This is a genomic window from Paenibacillus sp. Paensp38 (genome assembly GCF_059491915.1).
Window position 1 is genome coordinate 727,327 of sequence record NZ_CP168516.1, and the last position, 21,132, is coordinate 748,458.

Annotated in this window: 13 protein-coding genes; 12 read left to right on the plus strand and 1 reads right to left on the minus strand. The window is 42.0% G+C overall.

Annotated features, from left to right (window positions below):
* Positions 1 to 60: 60 nt before the first annotated feature.
* Together ACEN8J_RS03465 and ACEN8J_RS03470 are read left to right on the plus strand one after the other, a co-directional pair.
* Entirely contained in the window at positions 61 to 573 is a 513-nt protein-coding gene (locus ACEN8J_RS03465) for an adenine phosphoribosyltransferase (RefSeq protein WP_029514814.1), read from the plus strand.
* 222 nt (positions 574 to 795) lie between these two features.
* On the plus strand, positions 796 to 2,853 hold the full coding sequence (locus tag ACEN8J_RS03470) for a methyl-accepting chemotaxis protein (RefSeq protein ID WP_318627549.1): 2,058 nt from the start codon (positions 796 to 798) through the stop codon (positions 2,851 to 2,853).
* 137 nt (positions 2,854 to 2,990) lie between these two features.
* Here ACEN8J_RS03470 and uraA read toward each other — a convergent pair whose 3' ends face one another.
* Positions 2,991 to 4,301, minus strand: coding sequence for a uracil permease (uraA, locus tag ACEN8J_RS03475; RefSeq protein WP_318627548.1), 1,311 nt, complete (start codon positions 4,299 to 4,301; stop codon positions 2,991 to 2,993).
* A gap of 269 nt (positions 4,302 to 4,570) precedes the next feature.
* Here uraA and ACEN8J_RS03480 point away from each other — a divergent pair, with 269 nt between their 5' ends.
* From ACEN8J_RS03480 to ACEN8J_RS03525, 10 genes are all read left to right on the plus strand, one after another.
* Entirely contained in the window at positions 4,571 to 6,748 is a 2,178-nt protein-coding gene (locus ACEN8J_RS03480) for a RelA/SpoT family protein (RefSeq protein ID WP_495594236.1), read from the plus strand.
* A 137-nt stretch (positions 6,749 to 6,885) separates the two neighbouring features.
* Positions 6,886 to 7,332, plus strand: a complete 447-nt coding sequence (dtd, locus tag ACEN8J_RS03485) for a D-aminoacyl-tRNA deacylase (RefSeq protein ID WP_069012461.1) — start codon at positions 6,886 to 6,888, stop codon at positions 7,330 to 7,332.
* 118 nt (positions 7,333 to 7,450) lie between these two features.
* Positions 7,451 to 7,612, plus strand: coding sequence for a hypothetical protein (locus ACEN8J_RS03490; protein WP_165150826.1), 162 nt, complete (start codon positions 7,451 to 7,453; stop codon positions 7,610 to 7,612).
* A 231-nt stretch (positions 7,613 to 7,843) separates the two neighbouring features.
* A complete protein-coding gene (locus tag ACEN8J_RS03495) occupies positions 7,844 to 8,350 on the plus strand; it encodes a type 1 glutamine amidotransferase domain-containing protein (RefSeq protein ID WP_029514821.1) in 507 nt (168 codons plus the stop codon).
* 59 nt (positions 8,351 to 8,409) lie between these two features.
* Positions 8,410 to 8,880, plus strand: coding sequence for a hypothetical protein (locus ACEN8J_RS03500; protein WP_069012463.1), 471 nt, complete (start codon positions 8,410 to 8,412; stop codon positions 8,878 to 8,880).
* Between the two features lie 392 nt (positions 8,881 to 9,272).
* Positions 9,273 to 11,630 (plus strand): PEP/pyruvate-binding domain-containing protein, encoded by a 2,358-nt coding sequence (locus ACEN8J_RS03505; RefSeq protein ID WP_029514825.1) that lies wholly within the window; start codon positions 9,273 to 9,275, stop codon positions 11,628 to 11,630.
* 294 nt (positions 11,631 to 11,924) lie between these two features.
* On the plus strand, positions 11,925 to 12,524 hold the full coding sequence (locus ACEN8J_RS03510) for an acyl-CoA-like ligand-binding transcription factor (RefSeq protein ID WP_029514826.1): 600 nt from the start codon (positions 11,925 to 11,927) through the stop codon (positions 12,522 to 12,524).
* 465 nt (positions 12,525 to 12,989) lie between these two features.
* The gene (loaP, locus tag ACEN8J_RS03515; RefSeq protein WP_029514827.1) at positions 12,990 to 13,610 is read left to right on the plus strand and encodes an antiterminator LoaP; all 621 of its coding nucleotides are present in this window, start codon (positions 12,990 to 12,992) and stop codon (positions 13,608 to 13,610) included.
* Between the two features lie 240 nt (positions 13,611 to 13,850).
* A complete protein-coding gene (locus ACEN8J_RS03520; protein WP_318627547.1) occupies positions 13,851 to 17,222 on the plus strand; it encodes a condensation domain-containing protein in 3,372 nt (1,123 codons plus the stop codon).
* A gap of 37 nt (positions 17,223 to 17,259) precedes the next feature.
* Positions 17,260 to 21,048, plus strand: a complete 3,789-nt coding sequence (locus ACEN8J_RS03525; protein ID WP_340932961.1) for a non-ribosomal peptide synthetase family protein — start codon at positions 17,260 to 17,262, stop codon at positions 21,046 to 21,048.
* Positions 21,049 to 21,132 lie beyond the last annotated feature (84 nt).

Consider the following 21,132-nt stretch of genomic DNA (forward strand, 5'->3'; position numbering starts at 1 on the left):
TCGTAATTTATGTTGTAAAATGTATATACTAATTTGAAGTTTACAGTAGGAGGAACTAAGTTGGACTACAAAGAATATATTCGGGTGATTTCCGATTTTCCACAACCAGGGATTAGTTTTAAAGACATTACAACCCTAATGAAAAATGGTGAACTGTACCGCAAGGCTATCAACGATATGAAGGAATTGGTATCGGATTTAAAAATTGATTTGATTGCAGGTCCAGAAGCACGTGGATTCGTTATCGGTGCGCCTCTGGCTTATGCGCTTGGCGTTGGTTTTATTCCCATCCGTAAAAGTGGCAAGCTCCCTGGAGAAACCATTGAGGAAGCATACGGTTTGGAGTATGGTAAAGATACGCTGGCGATGCATAAGGATGCTATAGAGCCAGGCCAAAATGTTTTGATTGCTGATGACCTGCTTGCTACAGGTGGAACTATTGCTACATCCGTAAACTTGGTACGCCAGCTTGGTGGCAATGTGGCAGGGGCTGCTTTTCTTATCGAGCTGTCTGATCTAAACGGTCGGGCGAAGCTGCCTGACGTAGATGTATTCACCCTGATTACGTATTAAGTATTTCGAAACCTGGGTTTCCCGGGAAATAATTATGTATGGATTGCCTAAATAGTCCGATGGAACATCTCTTTATCTAAAGAGTTGCTCCATCGGGCTATTTTGTTTAGAAGCGTTTTAGGTGTGACTTTGTTTGACTGGTGCAAATTACCACTGTTTTTATTGGGAATAGTTATAAAAAATTTAAAATAAATGTCGATAAATAATTAAAAAGGAGCAGAGGTGGTCATATTGGGTTTATTTCGATTTAAGAGTTTACAGGCACGGACATTTTCTACCTTGATTCCGCTTGTACTTATAACGCTGATTTTAATCAGCTTTTTGTCTTATTTTTTTGCCAAGCAGAAGCTAGATACGGAAATAAGCCAAAATGCTGCTCATTCCTTATCGAGAGTTAAAGCAGATATTGCAGCTAACGTAGATCGTCATGCTTTACTTGTTTCGATGCTGACTAAGAGTGCGGAACAACTGGGAACAGGAATGAACATTGAGGGTTATGGACGATTCTTTGAACAAGAGCTGGCATTAAATGATATGACCTATGGGTTAGGGATTTATTTTGCTAAAGGTGCGTATGATCCGGGAGTGACTTACCGTTCCATATATGTGCATAGAGATGGCCAGCTAGTGAAGCAAACGATTGAATATGATGATCCACAATATGACTACTTAACACAGCCATGGTATACAGAAGCCGTGGAACGTGGTAAGGAAATAAATTTTACGGAGCCTTTTTACGATAGCAGACTGAAAGTCAATATGATTACTGCAGGGAAAGCATTTTATGACAGGGAAGGGAAGCTGTTAGGTGTCATTACTGGCGACCTGAATATGACAAACATTCAAACGTTTATTGAAAAAATGAAGTTTGGTGCTAACGGTAGTGCGATCTTGATGGATAAGAATGGAGCCATTTTGTCATCCGGTCTTCCGTCCTTAAAAGCAGGCGAGCCGTTAACAAAAACGATGAATGCGGAAGCAGCACAATCTATTCAAAGTGGTACGTCCGGACAACTATCCGTACCCATTGATAGTGAGGACTACCGGATAATGTACGAAACACTCCCACAAACCGGATGGAAAATCGGCGTATTACTGCCAGAATCCGATTTGAACCGCTCTGCGAACGAAATGCTTAAACTTCTTCTTATTGTTAGTGTTATAGGCATCTTGCTAATTATGGGAGCGTTATTAATTAACAATTCAGGTATGATCAAAGAGATTAAAAAAATTATGCAGATAACCAATCGTATGGCTCATGGGGATTACAGCGTTGAACTAACACAACAACGTAAGGATGAATTTGGCCAAATGGCTGACGGGATCAATAAGGTGATTGCGGCAACCAGAGGAATGGCATCACGTTTGAGCGAAGAGTCAGATGTTATCTCAGGCGTATCTATAAAAATTTCCCAAGAGATTTCTGGGGCTACTAAAGATGCGCAGCATAATGCAGGAGAACTGGCACAGGTGAAGGAAGGAGCCGAGCTTCAATTGGTCGCAGCAGCAGAGAGTGCGACTGCGATGGAAGAAATGGCTGTTGGCATACAGCGTATTGCTGAATCTATCCAGCATGTATCCGAGGCTACCACTGAGATTGAACATAAGGCACAACAAGGAAATGAACGGTTGACCGTGGTCAACCAAGGAATGCATAAAGCGAAAATATCTATGGATGAGGCAGGCAGGGTAGTAAGCTCATTGAATGAGCGGTCCGCCCAAATTGGCAGCATAATTGGAATGATTCAGGAAATTAGTGGGCAGACCAAGTTGCTATCACTGAATGCTTCCATTGAAGCCGCACGTGCAGGGGAGCATGGCCGAGGGTTCGCTGTGGTGGCTTCAGAAATCGGCAAGCTGGCTGTAAACGTGAGCGAGTCTGCGGAACAAATTACGAGTCGAATCCGATCCATGCAGGAAGAAACCAAATTAGCTTTGGAAGGAATGCAGCAGGGTGCTCTGGAGATGGATGAAGGAGTATCTATTTTACTTGAGGTGGAAGAACGTTTTATTGCGATGAATCAAGATATTCAGCAGGTGGCGATAGAAGTGCAGGAGGTTTCATCTGCCTCAGAAGAAATGTCGGCAGGTTCAGAGGAAGTTGCAGCCTCTATTGGATATCTTGCAGACATTGCGAAAGCTTCAGCTAAACGTACAGAGCAAGCCTCGGAACGATCCGAACGGCAGCTTAAGGATCTGGAAGGTATGGACAGCTCTGTCAAGACACTTACAGGTGTCTCTGATACGCTTAATCAGGTCGTATCTCGCTTTCGTGTGTGATATCTTTAGAAAAAAAGGCCGTGCATAAAAAAACGCCGCTCCATTGAGATATGGATCTTTACACGCTTGTCTATACAGCCTGAGCGTGTTGATCCATAACTAACATGGAGCGGCCTTTTAAAGTTGAAAAAAAGATATCAATCTGGTGTTTTCTCGGTTAAAGGTTCCTGTGATTTATCGTTGGACCAGCCGAGCACGTCAATCAGCTTGAAGAACAAGCTGAGGATGATGCCGATGATTGTAGCCAATGCCATACCTTTCAAGGTTACAGCGCCCCAAGTGAGCGTAGTACCACTGATTCCAACAACAAGCACGATGGTCGCAAGCAGCATGTTAGTTGGCTTGGCGAAATCAACCTTTTGCTCAACGAAGATTCTTAGACCGGAGGCAGCAATGACACCGAATAATAGTAAGGATACGCCACCCATAACTGGAGCTGGAATATTAGAAACAATCGCTGAGAACGTGCCTGAAAAGGACAGCAGGATGGCAATGATAGCCGCTCCGCCAATAACCCATACAGAGTACACTTTAGTTAATGCCATGACACCAATATTTTCACCATAAGTCGTATTAGGCGTAGAACCGACAAAACCCGAAATGACGGTGGAAATACCGTTACCCAGCAGAGAGCGGTGGAGACCAGGATCTTTGGACAACTCACGCCCGACAATGTTGCTAGTCACAAGTAAGTGACCAATATGCTCTACGATGACGACCAGAGCAACAGGAAGAATCGTCAGCATAGCAGAGGTATTAAAAACTGGAGTGGTAATTGCAGGATGTCCGAAAAAAGGAGCGTCTGCGATGGCCTGTGTATTGACCATGCCCATAAAATAAGCAAGCACATAGCCCACTACGATACCGATCAGAATATGGATGATTTTGGCAAACCCGCGAAACAACACCGCACCCAGAACAGTAACCCCGAGTGTAACGAGCGAAAGAGTAATCGTTTTGGGATCTGGAGTCCATGCTTTAGTAGGATCGGCATTGATAATGCCTGCCATGCCTGCTGCAACCGGAACCAGCTCCAGACCGATTAAGGCTACGATGGAGCCCATAACAGCTGGAGGAAAAACGACGTCCAGCCAACGGGTTCCGGCATATTTGATCACCAGTGCGACGAGGCAGAAAATAATACCTGTAATGATGAAAGCACCGAGGGCCATAGCATAGCCGTTGCCGCCAGGATTGTTTTTAAGCACAAGACTGACGGGAGCGATAAAAGCGAAGCTGGAGCCGAGATAGGCGGGGATTTTGCCACGGCAGATCCAGATGTACAACAATGTGCCAATACCGTTCATTAGCAAAATCATGCCGGGATCGACGCCGAAAATATTCGGCACCAGCACGGTACTGCCAAACATGGCAAACAAATGCTGTACGCTGAGCAGGAACCCAGGTCCTGCCGGTAGCTTTTCATTAACTTGAATTTCGCGTTGCAACGCAGTTCACTCCTTAGTTCTTTCAATTATTCTTATATACATTAATTACTTTTCGTAATTTTTTCAATATAATTCGTTTCAATTCGTCAACATTCCTCATTTTACTTATCCATGTGTGACAGAATAATGCTACAATGCCAAACCTGTAATAGTTGACGTGTGACGTGCTAACCGTCATAATTGTAGGAAATCACTTTTAAAAGGGAACCTTTGCGCGACATTGATCGGCGGGTTCCATTTTGCATAGAAAGGACACGGAATAGAGCAGAATGGGGATAGAGCAATTACTTAAAAAGGCCGGGGCCTATACCAGAGAAGCAGATCTTATCCGCATCAGGGACGCCTATGATTTTGCCGAACAGGCCCATTCCGGCCAGACTCGTAAGTCCGGTGAACCTTATATTCTGCATCCGCTTGCGGTTGCTGATATCGTCGTTAATATGCAGATGGATACCATCTCCATTATCGCCGCTCTTTTACATGACGTTGTGGAGGATACGACGGTGTCTTTGGCGCAGATTCGCGAGCATTTTGGCGATATATGTGCGATGCTTGTCGATGGTCTGACGAAACTGGAGCGTATCCAGTTCCGTTCCAAGGAAGAACAACAGAACGAAAATTATCGAAAAATGTTTATTGCTATGGCGCAGGACATTCGTGTCATTGTCATTAAGTTAGCAGATCGTCTGCACAACATGCGTACCTTGAAATATCAGTCAGAGGAAAGCCAGCGTCGGATTGCTTATGAAACGTTAGAGATTTTCTGTCCGGTTGCAAACCGACTGGGTATTTCAGCCATTAAGTGGGAAATGGAAGATATTGCTCTGCGCTATCTGAATCCTCAGCAGTATTATCGCATTGCTAATTTGATGCATAAGAAGCGGGCAGAGCGGGAGCAGTTTATTGATAATGTCATACAGCGTATCAGAGAAAAGCTGGAAGAGATGGGCATTCAGGCTGATCTGTCCGGACGCCCTAAACATATTTACAGTGTGTTTAAAAAAATGACGACGAAGAACAAGCAGTTCAATGAAATATATGATTTGCTGGCGATTCGAATTATTGTGGATAACATTAAAGACTGTTACGCCACACTGGGGATTATCCATACGTTGTGGAAGCCGATGCCGGGGCGGTTTAAGGATTATATCGCTATGCCTAAGGCCAATATGTATCAGTCCCTTCATACGACAGTAGTAGGTCCTAACGGGGAGCCTACCGAGGTGCAAATTCGCACAGTGGATATGCATCGTACCGCTGAATTCGGGATTGCGGCCCATTGGGCCTATAAAGAAGGCAACGGAGCAAACAACACTAACTTTGAGGATAAAATCACCTTTTTTCGAGAAATCCTGGAGCTGCAAAATGAAGCGAAGGATGCGTCGGAATTTGTGGAATCGCTCAAAATGGACTTTTTCTCAGACCTTGTGTTTGTGTTTACTCCTAAGGGAGAGGTCATTGAGTTGCCAGCCGGATCCGTTCCGCTGGACTTTGCTTTCCGTATTCATACCGAAGTTGGCAATCGAACGATTGGCTCTAAGGTAAATGGAAGAATCGTACCTTTGGATTATCGGCTTAAAACTGGGGATATTGTCGAAATTATGACGTCCAAACATTCTTATGGACCTAGTCAGGACTGGCTCAAAATTGCTCAGTCCTCTCACGCGCGCAGTAAAATCAAACAATGGTTCAAGAAAGAAAAGCGTGAGGAGAATGTTGAAAAAGGCCGTGAAAATCTGGAACGTGAGCTAAGAAAACGCGATATCGAGCCATCGGTGTGGATGAGCGACGACAAGCTTCAGGAAGTGGCACAGAAGTTCTCTTTTAACGATTCCGAAGATATGCTGTCTGCGATTGGTTTTGGTGGTATAACCGCAGCGCAGGTCTGTACACGTTTGACAGAGAAGCTGCGTAAGGAACAAGAAGAGGCACGGTTGATCGAATTGACGACCGAGGTCAAGGAGTACAAGCCGCAGGGCGAACGGAAAAAAACACCTACCAACGGTGTCAGCGTCAGAGGCGTCGATAATTTACTCGTTCGTTTTGCACGATGTTGTAATCCCGTACCGGGAGATGACATCATTGGCTATGTAACACGTGGACGCGGCGTATCCGTTCACCGGACGGATTGCCCGAATATTCCTTCGGGTACGGGCGAAGACCAGGCGCGTGTGATTGAAGTAGAGTGGGAAGAAGCAGCGGAAGTCAATTACAGTGTCGATATTGAGATTACGGGCCATGATCGCAACGGTTTGCTGAATGAAGTGCTTCAGGCCATTTCTGAGAACAAAACCAGCTTCTCGGCCGTTACAGGTCGTACAGATAAAAATAAAATGGCGATGATTCACATCACGATTCTCATTCGCAACACGGATCATTTGCATTCTGTTGTCGAACGGATTAAACGGGTGAAGGATGTATACACCGTGCATCGGATTATGCAATAACCTTATGAAGCGTACAGATAGGTTTATAGCCTTTGTAACATATCTTGGGTAGAAAGACCCATAGGCTGCTAAAAGAGCCGTAGTACGGCTGTGAGCACCTTTTAAAAGGGAAGGTTAAAGGAGATATCGGATAGTCGATGAAGATCATTATTCAGCGCTGTAAAGACGCTCAGGTAACGGTGAATCAAAAGGTGGTTGGCAAGATTGGAACCGGATTAATGCTGCTGGTTGGTATTGGTCAGGGAGATACAGCAGCCGATGCCGTTTATTTGGCGGATAAAACGGCGGGATTACGTATATTTGATGATGCTGAAGGCAAAATGAATGACAGCGTTCTGGATGTCGGTGGAGCCATTTTGTCTGTCTCTCAATTTACGTTGTATGGTGACTGCCGTAAAGGAAGAAGGCCTAACTTTATGGGGGCGGCCAAACCTGAGGAAGCGGAGAAGCTGTATGATTTCTTCAACAGTCAGCTTCGAGCCAAGGGCCTGAAGGTAGAAACGGGAATTTTTGGGGCTATGATGGATGTTTCATTGACGAACTGGGGCCCAGTCACACTGATTTTGGATACCGAACGTTCGTAACTATACATTCACGGCGAGGTCTGAGTAGAATAAAATAGCTGTTCAGAGGGACCATAATGTCATCCCAATTGGTGATTAGCCAGGCGGATAGCCTAAGGGTGACAGGAGAGACGAAGCTATGCGTCAAACCCCAAAAATGGACGGGCATCGAAGCACTATGCTGCTTTTTCCCGGTAGTATGCAGGAGGCAATCAGCCTTACTCGTAATGCTGATACGTTATTACAGCATGTTGCAACAGCCATAGACAAGCCAGGACGCGGCGCTTTGCCGCGCAGGTAACATTGGGTTAAATGGAGCGTTAATAAGGTGCCACCCGAAAGTAGCATAAAGTGGCCAAAAATAAAATATGTAGCATTGAATTAGTGGAGGAGCCGAAAGGCTCCTTTTTCTTTTCCGCCGCTGCGAATTGTTATAAAAACAGATCAAGTGGGTAATAACAAATCGTGGTAGAAAAATAAGCTTAATTTTAAACTTGTATCAGGGATAACCGGAAAGGAGATCTGAACATTCATGAGTAAAATTGCATTTTTATTGGCTGACCAATTTGAAGATTCCGAAATGAAGGTACCTTATGATGAATTAAAAAAGGCTGGACATGAGGCGGATATTGTTGGGCTGAAGCAAGGTGAGAAAGTGAGCGGTAAGCAAGGTAAAGCAAGCTATACTATTGAAAAAGCCATTGCAGATGTGAAATCAAGTGATTATGATGCAGTTGTTATTCCTGGTGGATCATCTCCGGAAAATCTCCGTTTGGATGCAAATGTTCTGAAATTTGTAACTGAAATTAATGAGTCCAAAAAAACGATTGGCGCTATCTGTCACGGGCCACAAATTTTGGCGAGTGCCGATTTGTTACAAGGCCGGACGATTACAGCTTATCCTCCATTGAAAGATGACTTGATTAATGCGGGTGCTTATTTTGAGGATCGAGAGGCGGTTGTGGACGGTAACTTTATTACGTCTCGGACCCCTAAGGATGAGCCCGCTTTTGTGCGTGAGTTGTTAAAGGCATTGTAATTTCCGTGAATGCTTCCTAGATTTATGCCAGTACAATTCCCTAACGAGGAGGATTTGATATGGCTAAACAGATTCAGGCTTATTTTCGCACAGAAGATGAAGCTGAGGGCGCTAGAGCTTCGCTTCAGGCTTATAGAACTGAACATTTGGAAGTAGGTGCTCTGGATGAGACGCTCGGTCGGGAGACGAGGGTTTTAATTCCGTTGGTCCCTTATAACAATACTGGCTCTGTGAGCACAGGAGGCTCAGCGGGTGCGGCAATCCCTGCGGCGGGTGCTTATGGCGAGAATATTTTACCAGATGTGAAGGATGGCCAGATTAACTCTGGCTCAGCCCAAAGGGATCTGGATGAAGATCGGAGCGGAACAACGAATCATGACGGAGGGTTGCTCCGTGCAACAGATGTGTATATTAACGGTGATCAAGATGAATTACGGTATGTATTATCTGCAAAGGTGAATGATGCCGATTATGATGAGGTCATTTATAAGCTGCGTTCCAATCGTGGATATGTATCGCAGTTGGATTAAAGTTGAGAGCACGGCACAAGATTGTCGATACTTGAGAATTTAGCTACAAAAGAGTGACTGTAATACAATTGTAATATTCGAAACATCATTCCTTAATATTAGCAGTTTATAATAACAGCATGACCCCCTTTTGATATATCTTTTTGAGCCTGCGGACCGTTTCCGCAGGCTATTTTCTTTTTTAGGACTTATTTGTACAGTAAGTTGCTATGAGGCTAACGATACAGGATACAAAAAAAGTGAAAGATTATTTAATTTGACACTGACTGTCTTTTTGTATAAAGTGTAAAAAGATACTAAGTCCCGAAATAATAAAAATATAAACAATAAATATACCCATTTCCAATTACGGGACCGAAATATTACAACTGAAAAAGTTAGGAAGTGTCAAAATGGGTAATGAAATAGAATGGTTTGCAGAGATAACTCCTGAGCTGCGGAAATGGACCGGAGGCAAAGGAGGGATGCTTGCTAGGATGCTTCAAGCTGGTTATCCGATTCCTAATGGTTTTATTGTTTTTCCACAGGCCTTTCAAGGGGAAAAACTTAAGGAAAAGACATGGAAAGAAATGATCAGGTATTTGGAAAAGCTTCGTAAGGATTACCCTAATGTCTCATTTGCAGTAAGGTCTTCAGCCTTGAGCGAGGATTCAGCCTTAGCTTCTTTTGCAGGAGAGTTTGAAAGTGTCTTAGAAGTACAAACAAACGAGGACGTTCTGAAAGCCTTGTATGTGGTTCACCATTCTCAATACAGTGAGAGGGTGCGGGCATACAGTGCAGTTAAGGGTTTTGAAGAAGCACACCAAATGGCGATTGTAGTCCAAATCATGGTTCCTTCTGAAATCTCGGGTGTTCTTTTTACAGCAGACCCTATTACGGGCAATCGTTCAGTAATGTCTGGAAATTTTGTGTTCGGGTTAGGGGAGCAACTGGTATCTGGTAAAGGAAATGCTCGTGTTTTCTCCTTATTTAAACCCTCAGGTCGATATAAAGGGCCAAAAGAATTACTTCCTTATATCAAAAAGCTATATTGGTATGCTTCCCGTCTGGAAAAAGCGATGGGAGAACCACAGGATATTGAATGGGCCATTGCCAATGGCCAACTCTTTTTTTTACAAGCACGACCTGTTACTACTTTAAGCCCTGGAAATATGGATACATTTGAATGGAATGATTCTTTATCAGGTGATTTTCTTTGGACGAATACTAATGTAGGTGAATCCATTTCAGATGTGGTTACTCCCTTAAGCTGGTCTATTATTCGTGCTTTGGACGAAGAACATAATGTGATTCCTGGTCATTATTTAATGTCTGGTAATATCTGTGGAAGAGTATACTCCAATGTGAGTGTACCATTGTCCGTTTTTTTTGCATTTGGGTGGAATAAAAAGTCAATATTAAAAAAAATGAGCAATGTTTTTGGGGAAATTCCAGATGAAATCCAAATTCCTATATATCCGTTTTCTAGGAAAGAGCTCATTAAAATAATGCTCCCCAAGATGCTGTATGCTTTTAAACAGACCCGAAAAGCGATGAAATTATTACCACAGCACATAAAAGAAACAGCGGCCTGGTGCACTCAAACGGAAGAGTTAATTGGCAATGTCCAGTCCAAGGAAGAATTGATTACATTATGGCGTGAGCAGCTTTGGCCTAAAAATATTGAAGCGATGTGGATTGCACTGGAAGGACCTAGTAGCAAGATGCAAAATTTTGTTCGATTGAAGGAAAAGTTGGAGAAATGGCTTGGACGTGATGATGCTAGTGTACTTCTATCTAATCTGAGCGGAAGTACAGGTTTGGCCAGCTTGGGACCTGTTGTTGGTATATCTTCAGTCGTGAAAGGTGAAATGAGTCAGGAGGATTATCTATTGGAATATGGGCATCGAGGCCCACATGAGTTTGAGCTATCGATACCTGATCCAAGAGAAGAACCGAGTTGGCTGGAAAAGCAAATCCAAGAAACAAAGAAATCTGGAATAAATGTTGACGATTTATTGTATAAACAACGTGAACAAAATGAAGTGGTTTGGAGAAGATTGGAGCAGCGTTTTCCATACAAGATAAATAAGTTGAAACGTGTCATAGCAAAAATTTCTGAAGGACCGCATTTAAGGGAAGCTGTTCGTTCGGAATGGACGCGTGTCTTCAGATTAAATCGCTCTTTCGCGCTGAAAGCAGGCGAGTTGATTGGCATAGGAGAAGATGTATTTTTTTTATATGTAGATGAGATATTGGGCTGGCTTGCAGGAGGAAGTGTTATTGAGGAGAGAATCTCGACCAGAAAAGTGAACTATTTAAAATATAAGCAACTGCCTGCGTTCCCCTCGATTATACGTGGGCGATTTGAACCTTTACAATGGATGGAGGATCCCAATCGCAGAGTAGATTATTATGATCCATATATACCATTAGATAGCTCTATCCATTCCGAAATCATTGAAGGAGTTGCTGGAGCGGCAGGTAGAATTGAGGGGACTGTACGTGTACTGAGGAATCCTGAGGATGGACACCAGCTCCTTCCTGGTGAAATACTGGTGACCTCGACAACGAATGTAGGCTGGACTCCACTTTTTCCAAAAGCAGCTGCGATTGTAACAGATATAGGAGCACCACTCTCTCATGCTGCAATTGTAGCCAGAGAGCTAGGCATTCCAGCTGTTGTAGGATGTGGAAATGCTACTACAAGAATGAAAACCGGCGACAGGGTTATTGTTGATGGTGGGCAGGGAATTGTACTAACGAGGTGAGGAGATAAATTTTTTGAATTTCTCAATAGAACCAACCTGATTCAACCTATCAGCTTCTGTACGCCGCATATTCGCCTATAAAAGCTGATATTGGAGTGGTTTCAAGTTTTGATGTATTGCTTTACAGTCAGGAATAATACAATCCTGGGTATCGTGAAGTACAAAGGATCATGATAAACTGAGTGTAAACGCAAAATCGGGCAATAGTGTGCATGTGGTCAAAAATATATGCTGAAGCAAATTGCTCGATGAGGAGTGAAACTTGAATGAGCAATCTATTGAGGAGTGAAACAAATGTCACTTGAACACCAGCAAAATCTTGGGCTGAGGGAGCGAAAAAAAGCAAAAACCATTGCATCGATTCAAATGCATGCGTTACGCCTATTCAGCGAACTGGGATATAACGAAACTACTGTGGAACAGATTGCAGAAGCAGCGGAGATTTCACCAAGCACCTTTTTTCGCTATTTTTCGAGCAAGGAGGATGTGATTGTTACAGATAACTATGATCCCCTGCTTATATCTGCATTTGAAGAACAGCCAGCTCATTTAACTCCACTTCAAGCTGTGCGTAATGCTATGTTAGCAACCATGTCTGACATGTCCGGCGACGAAATGTCTACTACACGTGAGCGTAACCAACTCGTGATGTCAGTACCGGAACTCCGGGCTGCAACCTTGAATAATTTGACTGATACAATGCATATGATTGCTGAGATGGTTTCCAAACGGGTGGGACGAGATCCTGGAGACTTGCAGATTCGAACTTTTGCAGGCGCCGTCATAGGTGTTAACATATCTGTTATGTTGCATTATGCGGAAAATCCAACTGAAAATTTTTCTGAATTATTATCTGAAGCATTAAATCTCTTGGAGACTGGCCTTCCACTATAAACAATTGAGCCTATGTTTAAGAAGAGGCTTCTGTTTGCCTCCTTAAATCTCATTTCATAATATTAAATAAACAAGCGGTAAGCTGTCTTCGGTATCTGGTCGGAGGCAGCTTGTTTGGGTTCACAATACATAAAATATACTGATTATATCAATTTATGATTTTTTCATGGTAGTGATGGACCATCCTGTTCGTATAATTTTTATGTATAGTAAAATTAAATGCATAAATTCAACAAATGATATTAGTGTAAAGCTGTTATATATTCATGATACCGTATGATATCAGGAAATGATTTAATTGGATAAAAAATAGATAGGTGTCGAAATTTGTATGAAATTAGTTGTTGATTAATGTTTTTCCTTTTGATAATATCTACTTCATAATATAACTATAAAAGGGAAAAAATATAATATTTAAAATTGAAATATTTCTGCGTCTCTACTGAGAAGGGATTGACAGCGATTATGAGCTGGTATGTGCTGCATGTCGAAACCGGACAAGAAAATGTGGTTCGAGCGATGATACGTAAATTCTACAATCCGTCGTCAATGTATGCGATAGTTCCCAAACGTAGGCTGTTAGAGAAAAGACAGGGTCACATCTATGAAGTTTGTCGAACGATTTTTCCAGGTTATGTATTTGTAAATACGGAGATGAATGCAAAAACTTATAATGATCTTAGGCGGCTTCCTAAATGCTATCGACTTCTAAATAATTTTAACCATCGTTATCATCAAATAGAGTCTAAAGAAATAAGAGTGAATCCGGAAGATAGAATTGAGTCCTATTCGTTCTCAAAAATTGACGACGAAGAAATGAGACCTATTCTCCAACTTATTGATAAAGATGAAATTATAGGATATTCGTCTTTATATCTAAGAAATACAAGGGCCGTTGTATGTGACGGTCCGCTAACGGGTGAGGAAGAAAGAATAAAAAAGATTGATGCGCGGAAAAAAAGAGCGAGGATTATCTTGAGGCTGAATGGCGCAGAAAAATATATTGATGTGGGAATTAAGATTGTTTCAGTATCGGAAAATGCCCAAATGAACATTACCCCAAAAAATCAGAGTGAAGCCAACTGATGCTTCGGTACATTGGTGTAGCGATGAGGTCATATTGCAGTTGTGTGTGTAGTCTATTGAAAAATAGATGAGTGGGCGAAGCTATGTTCATTTCGAAATTAATACAGTTGATGTAGAGGGCTTCTCTAATTAGTTCTAAATATATAGGGTCATATTCAGAGGATGCTAAGCATCCTTTTTATTATGTTTATAGGTTGATCAGGAAGCGTATATTTTGAGTAAAAGGAGATGTTGAGGTGCATGTCGAGTTCCGAAAATCCTCATAGAAAACAAAATGATATCGCTATTATAGGGATATCTGGGATATTTGCCTCTGATGCTACAATTGATCAGCTCTGGGATCATCAAAAAGAGGGGAAAGCGTTTATCAATAATTTATCAGAAAAACGACAGCAGGATATGAATTCCTATTTAAACTGGATCATGGGGAAAGAGGAAAACAGAGCTATTTCATTTGCACGCCAAGCCTTTTTGTATAACGTTGATTATTTTGATTATCCTTTCTTTTCCATCTCTTTCGAAGAAGCATGTGTGATAGACCCTTCTCTTCGTTTGTTGTTGCAAGTAGTATGGCATACGCTGGAAGATGCGGGGTACGGTGGCGATTCATTGTATGGAACCAGAACAGGTGTGTTTTACGGAGAAAGTGATCTGCCGGAATATTCATATGCTCAGATGGTCGCCGATGTTAATCCTGTCCTAGGTGATCTATGTGTTACGGAGAATTTATCTTCGTTAATTCCTAGTCGGATCGCTTATATCATGGATTGGCATGGTCCCACTGTAGTAACCAACGCTTCAGATGCTTCATCATTAGTTGCAGTACATCAGGCTTGCCAATCGATACGGGCGGGAGAGTGTGAACAAGCACTAATAGGGACGTCCCGCATTAATTTGTTTCCAATACAATCAGGCGATACTCAAGTAGATTATGGAGAAGGAGTTATGGCAATCCTGATCAAGCCCTTAAACAAGGCGATGCTGGACGGAGATCACATTCATGCTGTTATAAAGGGCTCGTCGACGAATCATCATGGACGAGTACGAGATAGCAGTACATATAAGGATTTGCTTGTACAAGCATGGAATAATGCAAGTATCGATCCTTCAACTATTTCATTTATAGAAACACATAACATTGAAAATAACTTGGAATATGTCAGGGAAAGAGAGGGGATACAGTCTGCATTTTCACATTTGAGGGGAACACAGAGTCAGCTTTTCTTGGGATCTGTAAAATCCTCTATAGGACAGTTGTATCATGCTTCTGGTCTGGCAGGGCTATTGCAAGCTGTTATGGCCTTAAAATATAAGGAACTGCCGTCAGGAGCATACAAGCAATGGGGAGATGCTAATATCACTCCGGATGACTCTGCTGAATGTTATAGCGATGTTATCCAATTCTCGACAAAAAAAGAAGTTTTGCGGTGCGGGATCAGTTCCTTTTCTAGAGGAGGGGCCAACTGTCATGTCATTTTAGAAAATTTCTTGAAGACACCCTCAGAGGAAAAAGGCCAAGATTGGGAGATGTTGGCTCTTTCGGCTCAGAGCGAATCGAGTTTGCTAGAGTTAATAAACAGTTACAAAGAGTGGATGACTCAATCTGAAGGATATCGGTTAGGTGATTTATGCTATACCGCAAATGCTGGTCGCAAACACTTTGGATATCGATTGGCTATTATAGCTTCGAATAAAGAGGAAATGCTAGATAAACTGACAGCATTATGTACAACAAGTTTAGAACTGATGGATGTACCAGCGGTATATTATAGTGAGTTGGACAATCATCAACCTGTTATTGAGAAAGTAAGGGAAACATATTTGAAAAAAAATGAAGAGCGTGAAAAAGCGATGAACGAGCTTGGTCAGTTGTATGCACAAGGGGCAGAGTTCGTTTGGGATGAAATATACAAAAATAGTGATTATCAAAAGATCAGCCTGCCTGTATATCCATTTTCAAAGCTGCGTTGTTGGATAGATTCGTCGGCGCCAGTCATAAAAAGTATTGGCACTGAAAGGGAGAAAAGAGAGGTAATCATATTAGAATTATTTAAAAAATACCTTGGCTTCTCTCACATTAAATTGGCGGACAATTTTTATGAATTAGGTGGAGATTCTATTACAGCTATCAAGATTGTGAATGAATTGAATGCTATATTGCATACCGATCTAAAAGATGTGGATGTGCTTAAAAACCCGTCTGTTGCACAACTGACTGAATTGTTGAGGAATACAGAAGGGATGGTACCTGGTCCATTCAGCACTATAAAAAAGCACCCTGTTAAACCATATTATCCATTATCGTCAGACCAAAGCAGGATATTTGTAATGATGCAGTATAATCCTGATTTTACGATGTATAACAAGCCTTTGGCCCTTATTGTGGACGGAAATATGGACTTTAACAGACTACAAATAGCTATTGATCGAATTGTGAGAAGACATGAGGCGTTACGGACGTCATTTGATGTTATGGATGGAGAGCCGATCCAAATTATTCATGATGATGCGAGAATAGAAATGGAAATGTATCCTTCAATATTAGAGGAAGACGAATTGAAAGTGATGATGAAAAAATTCACGAACCCGTTTAATTGGAGAACGGCGCCTTTGGCACGAGGAGCTCTAGTTCAATTAACAAATGGCAAACAAGCGCTGGTATTTGATTTCCATCATCTAATCTCTGATGGCACTTCGCTATTGATTTTTTTCAAAGAGCTAATCCACTTCTATAAATCAAATCAGGAGCTGGAGCCGCCTACAGTTCAATTTAGAGATTATGTGGTATGGCAAAATGAACGAAAACATTCTCCAGAGAAGGAACAGATGCGGCAATTTTGGATATCCAAATGCGCTGCACCAATCCCTCAATTGAATTTGCCTGTAGATTTTGAAAGACCAGCCCATAAAACCTATCAAGGTTCACAAATCTGTTTGCAAATGAATTCAGAGTTAGTAGAGAGCATATATCGTTTTTCTAAGGAAACAGACTCAACGATATATATTGTGCTGCTCGCCGCCTATCATTTACTGTTAGAGAAACAAACTGGACAAAACGACATTATCATCGGCTCTGTATCACAGGGAAGACCTCATAGAGATGTTGATCCTGTAATTGGCATGTTTGTTCATACCATAATCATGCGTAACTGTTCCAGCAAAGAGATTACGTTCCATGAATTTATCAATCAGGTTAGGACAAATACGTTGCAAAGTTTTGAGCATCAAGACTACCCATTTGAAGATTTGGTGGCAATGCTACAGCTGAACAGAGATAGAAGCCGTAACCCTTTATTTGATGTAGCATTTATTCTGCATAACATGTACACCTCTCTGAAAAGTCCAGAGTTTTATGATATATACAATTATCCGTATCACAACGGAGTTTCTCTGGTTGATCTTGCTTTGGAAGTACATGAGACTGTAGAGGGAATTTCATGTAACTGGGAGTATAGCACTTCGTTGTTCCAGCAAGAAACCGTGCAAACACTAGGGAAGGAATTCATGAAAATCTTGGCACAGCTTATCTGCCAACCGAATATTCCAATCGGTAAGCACCCTTGTCTTCACAAAAATGTGAATATAGTGGAAGATGTTGAATTCTTGTTTTAGATGGCTGATCTGGGATCGGCAAGTAGGAGGGTAAACAATGGAGACTATATCTAAAGAAGGAATAAACCAACCTGCAGATCGAGTTGGCTTGGAATTTTGGAGTCGTACTTTGGATAAAAAATTGGACATGACTGGCTTCCCTCATGACTATACTGGACAAGAGTTGAAGACGAATAAAGTTTTGAATACTCGTCTATTTTCTGGCGAAGTACAGACTGGATTATTTGAGATGACCCGGCACTCTCATTTGGGTGTTTTTATGATTTTGGTATCTGGCGTAAAATATCTGTTATCCCGCTATACTGGCCTGCGGGATATAGTTGTGGGGACACCTGCTTTAAAAATGAAAGAAAGTGAACCGGCAGGTAGCTCATGGGTTTTGCTTCGTAGCAAACTTATCCCAGATATGACGATCCGCGATTGGATCAACGGAATGAAGGAAACTATGACAGAAGCATTCCGGCATCAGGATGTATCGTTCCACGCTATAGCGCAGCGAGCTGGAATTGTATACTCGGATGACACCAGACCGCAGATAAAAACACTTGTGTTATTTAACCCCATTCAGTCAAGGGAAAGCATAGATGAAATTCATTCGGAGATCATTTTTGACTTTGATATGATTGAGGGAGTATTATCTTTGACAATTAAGTACTCTCCCCAATTGTTTTCTGCCGCTACGATAGAGCATCTAACAGATGCATTGTTTCTGTACTATGCCTGCATATTGAAAGATACGCAAACAATTCTGGAAGATATTAAACTTCTTTCTGAGAGCAATCGTCATCAGTTACTGTATCAATTTAACAAGCCGCAAGAATTGCAATCCGGTACTGCTTGCACATTTCAACAATTATTCAATGAGCAGGTTCGAGCACAGCCTGAGAAAACCGCTTTAATTTTTGAACATCAAGAATGGACGTATCAAAAGCTCAACGATCAGGCTGATCGTTTGGCTTTTGATCTCGTAAAAAACCATCAACTGCTCCCAGAAGAAGCAGTTGCCGTATACATGAATAGATCACCTTATGTATATATAGCCATGTTAGCGATTTGGAAGGCAAGTGGCGTGTTTGTTCCTATTGACCCGGCTGTTCCATTGGAACGTGTGACAGATATTCTTCGGGAAGGGAATGTACGCATTGCACTAACAACAGCTGCTAACAAGCAAGCTTTACGGGGAATTAAGCCAAAATGTGAATTGCTGGAAAGAGTTTTCTGCGTAGATACAGATGATCTTAGTGTCATGGCAGTAGAGCCCTTATTAATGATCAGCTCAGGTGGATCGCTGGCCTATATCATTTTTACATCTGGATCAACCGGGAAACCCAAGGGAGTTGAAATTGAGCATAATTCTGTCGTCCGATTCCTACATGCTATCGATGAAGTAATCGCTCCTGTTTCCCCTCAAGTTATTCTTAATGCTGCCAGTATAGCCTTTGATTTATTTATATCTGAGGCCTTGTATGGTCTTTTCAAGGGAATTCAAGTCGTTATTGCCAATGAACGAGAACATATAGATTCTGCTGAGTTGGGGCGTTTGGTAGAAGAACATCATATCGATGTCATGATGATTACACCTTCGCGACTGCAACTGATGATGCTTCACAAGGAGTCTGCGAAAGCACTGCAGCGTATCAAAATGTTTCTTATTGGCGGTCAAGAATTGAAGATAGGTTTTTTACGTGAGATTCAACAAATGACCAAAGCTTATATTGTGAATGTCTATGGACCAACGGAAGCGACGTGTTTGGCGACATCAGCTGTATTGAATCAGGCTTCCCAAGTCACGATTGGTCGCCCATTGGATCATTATAGATGCTACATTGTAGATGAAAAGAATCGGTTGCAACTGATCGGTGCAATTGGCGAATTGGTAATAGCCGGAACCGGGGTGGCGCGGGGCTATGTGAACAATCCAAGGTTGACCGAGGAGAAATTCATTGAAGACTTGTTGTATGAGGGACAAAGAATGTACAAGACAGGCGATCTGGCACGTTGGTTGCCCAATGGGGAGATTCAGTATCTGGGACGGATTGATAGTCAGGTCAAAATAAGAGGATACCGCATTGAAACTAGTGATGTTGAAACCGCTTTAATCTCTCACCCAGATATTCGTGAGGCGGTTGTGCTTGTCAATCCAGGACCCAATGGTGTTGGGGAACTGGTCGCTTATTTGATTAGCGATCATAAATTGAGCTTCAACGTCCTATACGACTTTTTGAAGCTGAAGGTACCTGAATATATGGTTCCGGTGCGCTATGCTCAGGTGTCTGCTCTACCTCTGACGGTAAATGGAAAAATTGATAAATCTGCTTTGGCAAGCATGGATCAACTGAAGTTGTCTGGAGCTACACTTTACCGGGCACCCATGAATAATATCCAGAGAGCTTTAGTTGAAGTATGGCAGCAATTGCTTGAAGTTGAACGGATAGGAATTGATGATAATTTTTTTCAAATTGGAGGAACCTCCTTGTCCGGGGTCAAAATGGTTGCACTGCTGAGTGACAGATACACTATCTCCATTAACGACTTATTTGATTATCCGACTATCGCTCAACTGTCTCTTCACGTGGTTGAACATGCAGGGTATTTTCATCATTTGCTTGAGGTGATGAAGCCTTCAGCTGTTCATACGGATGTGGATATGGTTGCGTCACTCGGATCAAGAGAGGAGGCACTACGGACATACCTAGCAAAAGTGGAGGCTTGGCGGGATCGAGATCTCACGCTGCAAAAGTCCTACAAGCATATTCTATTGACAGGTGGTACAGGTTTTTTGGGTACACATCTTCTACAGGAGCTTCTCAACAGATCGAATGCCCGAATTACCCTTCTAGTAAGAGGTGAGTCTCGAATAATATCAGAGGACTATCTCCAAGAGAGATTTCAATACTATTTTTTAGAAGGACATCATGAAGTAGGATGGGCAAGAGTATCTGTAGTTTGCGGTGATGTAACACTATCGAATCTGGGATTGGAATCTACAGAATATGAGAAATTGGCTGAGGACGTGGATTGTATCATTCATACGGCATCACTGACAAGACATTACGGCACAGCAGCGGAATTTGAAAAAGTGAACATCGATGGTACTCGACACATACTTCATTTTGCTGCTTTCAAGAATATCAAGGACATCCACTTTACGTCCAATATGAGCATCGGTACGGGAAGTAATATTCAGTTGTTTGACGAGTATATTGAAGAGGTAGGGCCTATTCGAGCGGATATTAATAATCACTTTCTAAGAAGTAAAATGGAAGCTGAAGCACTGTTGAGGACCGCTAGAGATAGGGGACTGAGTTGTACAATTTATCGCTTAAATTCTCTTAATAATAACACTCAAACAGGAAAGTTTATGGTTAACAAGGAGAGTAACGCATTTTATTCTTTTGTAAATGCAATGAATAACATCGGTCTGTTTCCAGATTTGCATGAACCAATATTGGATATGACAGGTGTGGATCAAGCTGCCAAAGCTATTGTTACTCTATTCGACCGGCCTGCTCTGCATAATCAAAACCATCATGTATTTAATCCTCATCGAATCAGTTGGGGACAGTTGGGGAGAGAACTACAATCTATCAATGAAAAAATAGAACTGGTCGACTATGAATTATTTATACGTATCATAACTCAAAAGTTTAATGACCCTTCTACTCGCAAAGAAGTCATAAATGTCATTCTCAATCTTTTTTTACTCCGCAATACTGAATGGTTGAATTATTTACGTGTATGTGACCGAACAGAACTCATACTTGACCGTCTTGGATTTAAGTGGGGAACTATCGGGAAGCAACAGACCGAATGCTACCTTAGCTGATAATTATCGACTCTTATATACATATGACACGAGGGTAGGGAGGTGCAGTGGTTGAAGCTGATAGACCATTGAAGGAGGAAACAG